This window comes from Bacillus proteolyticus, from assembly GCF_001884065.1.
GTDB lineage: Bacteria > Bacillota > Bacilli > Bacillales > Bacillaceae_G > Bacillus_A > Bacillus_A proteolyticus.
The window spans coordinates 1-2561 of record NZ_MACH01000121.1 but is presented as its reverse complement, the minus strand read 5'-3'; the positions used below and the strand labels follow the sequence as shown (position 1 = coordinate 2561).

Sequence of the window (2561 nt, the reverse complement as noted above, 5' to 3'; positions counted from 1 at the left end):
ATAGAACATCTAATTTCGATCATGTCTCAGTATCATTCTGCATTAGCTTCTGAAATCGGACAGCTAGGTGAATTTGGTGATTTCGGATTCGGATTTTATCCTTATGAAATCTTATTCTTGATCCATGTAAGGAAACAACTAGGGTTGCCAGTACCTACTCAATTCGATAATTTTCTGATGAATACTCCAGAAGCGAAAATGGTATTTGGAGAACGTGAGCCATACCCTGAGTGGGACCCTGTGCTTCAGATGATCGATCAATTTTATCGTAAAAACTACCCGGAATATATTCCTAACAAGCATGGAGAATTATTTCAATAAAAGGGAGGAAGCTAATATGCCTAATCAAGGGATAGCGCAGATTATATTTCCTGATAGCAAGGATTTGGAAACGTTTTTGAAGGAGCAAGGAAGTTATGACTTACATGAAGACCTATTAAAATATGGATTGACGACGAAACAGTTTTTATACGTTGACTATAAAGGTGAGCAATACCAAGAAATTGTCAATTTTATTCTTGATTACGAATTTGCCCACCAAATTGAATTAGCAACACAAGAAGAACTCGAGAAATTAGAAGCATTTAATTATGAATTTTTACCTGAAAAGATCATGGAGGTCAACAAAATACTGTCACCAAAGGGGTATGGACTATTTTCATATCCAAATTCGGGCGACTTCTTCGCACTATTCATTGTAAAAATAGAGACTATAACAAAATTGCTGCAAGAAGAAGTGCTGCACGATGATAGAATCCCTTTTCAAGAAAGATGTATCAAGTATTATAGATAGACCTAAGATTGTATGTTTTCAACCTTGACTCCGGTCAAGGTTTCTTTATAAGTTAATATCAAGATTGCATAGCTATCTAGAATGTGCTATTTTTGGCCATGTACGATTGTAATAACGCCATGTGTTACGGTAATCGTTCATGTTCTTGCAAATCTATTTAAAACTTTTTGCATGAACATTAGTCAAAATAAAAAAGATGTTTTGAATTTGGAAGGCTTGATACTAGAAATAGAAAAATAAGTTGAGAGATGTGCCTATTTTGTGAGTTACTTGGACACTGACAAAGGTACATGCTCAATAAAGGGAGTCAATAGCGACGTTAGGAGAACGTAGTGGCTATTGACTTTTTTATTTTTACAATTGGGTTAGAACGAGGGTAAAACAATGCAGCCCGTGCCAACAATCATAAATGCTGAATTTGGACATCTGGGTGGTGTAGGAGAGAGAAACGCAGGAGCGTTTAAACCCGGAGGATTTGCTAATAGACATAAGGAGGAGCTTGTAAAATGATTTTAAATGATTCGGTTTTCGGTAAACTTGAATATGAGTATGGTTGAGTTAAGGATACTATAATTCATTTTTTTGGAAAAGAAACTGAGATAACTTTAATGATAGATGGGGAAGAGGACGACAATTTTGATGAGGAACAATATGTAGCATACACCTCGCTTATGCAAAATTGGGAACACTTGCAACAAAGTTTTTTGCAACCGATTTTAGAGTATTATAAACAGGGGCGACATGAATTAGGTTATGATATTGAAGTAAATGAAAGTTATCCATTAGTTGAAACAACTGATCAAATATTAGAAATGATAGATTTAGACGGGATTGTTGTTCCTTATGGGGATTTGTGTGAAGGTAGAGACATTAGATTTACACTTAATTGTACATGGGATACAGAGAATGGGCTAGGAATTCGTATGTTAAATGAGATAGTAACTGAAGTAGGTTACCAGGATATTGCGATTTAAGTGTAACTATTAATCAATAATACACATGGATTGGAACTTATCGGCATAGGGAAATATAGACAGATAAAACAAACTTTATTTGAAGTGTACAAAAAAAGAAAAGGTCATTTTGAAGAATTGGCCTTATGATGGTTTACCATCATAAGCTCTTGTTTGGACCTCCGTCCCTTGATACGATAAAATAAGACACACGAACTTAGGCGAAATGACATTTTAATGGGCAACGGGTGCAATGACATGGAACGCATAGTAAACTAACGAATGCACACAAGCTCGTGCGTTTTAAAGGTATTACTTGTCACGAGACACAAAAGGGTCATACTATGTTTATGATACAATGAAACTTACAAACTTAGAACGAACATAGACACTTAGAAAACAAACGAACTTAAAGCACTTGATTGTCACTTATGGCAACGAGTGTTTTTTGCGTTGTAGCATGAAAAGTGAAACGAGCGTTATAATTTTATAAGTGCACTAAGGATACGGTTAAGGTTACTAAGGATGTAGACAAAATTGATAATGGAGCTTATTAAAAAAAAAATATAGGAGATCCTCCAAAAGATATGTATGATCCACATGCACATCATATTCTATTTAAAAAAGGTCTTGGCCAGAAGTAAAAAGTACTTGTTCAAGAAGGTACGGGATAGACCCAATAATTGGTGTAGAAAACCTTGTTTGGGCACCAAATGCCGTAATAGGGCAACATAGTCTTGATGCTTTGGAGATTGTTGTAAAGCGGTTAAGGGATGTTGAAGCAATAGACGGTGACCTTGATGATATTGTTGAAG

The 2561-nt window shown here is 35.5% G+C and carries 3 protein-coding genes and 2 pseudogenes; 4 read left to right on the top strand and 1 reads right to left on the bottom strand.

Translation table 11 applies throughout. The features are described 5' to 3' along the window. From BAQ49_RS21975 to BAQ49_RS21965, 4 genes and pseudogenes are all read left to right on the top strand, one after another. Positions 1-321 (top strand): annotated as a pseudogene (locus tag BAQ49_RS21975) (hypothetical protein); the annotation flags it as partial. Between the two features lie 16 nt (positions 322-337). Next, positions 338-793, top strand: a complete 456-nt coding sequence (locus BAQ49_RS21970) for a hypothetical protein (RefSeq protein WP_071747042.1) — start codon at positions 338-340, stop codon at positions 791-793. A gap of 384 nt (positions 794-1177) precedes the next feature. Beyond that, positions 1178-1303 carry a hypothetical protein gene (locus tag BAQ49_RS33965; RefSeq protein WP_276327598.1) on the top strand — a complete coding sequence of 42 codons (126 nt, stop codon included), beginning with the start codon at positions 1178-1180 and terminating at the stop codon, positions 1301-1303. Further along, a pseudogene (locus BAQ49_RS21965) lies at positions 1300-1767 on the top strand (DUF6985 domain-containing protein). Before BAQ49_RS33965 ends, BAQ49_RS21965 begins: the two are co-directional and overlap by 4 nt. 597 nt (positions 1768-2364) lie before the next feature. On the opposite strand, the gene BAQ49_RS33330 reads toward BAQ49_RS21965, so the two are convergent. Then, the coding region (locus BAQ49_RS33330) for a hypothetical protein (protein ID WP_208610858.1) at positions 2365-2561 on the bottom strand (197 nt) is incomplete at its 5' end.

Bases quoted from the DNA above. Each gene is read 5' to 3' on its own strand.
- BAQ49_RS21970 (WP_071747042.1), top strand. From the start codon at position 338: ATGCCTAATCAAGGGATAGCGCAGATTATATTTCCTGATAGCAAGGAT.
- BAQ49_RS33965 (WP_276327598.1), top strand. From the start codon at position 1,178: ATGCAGCCCGTGCCAACAATCATAAATGCTGAATTTGGACATCTGGGT.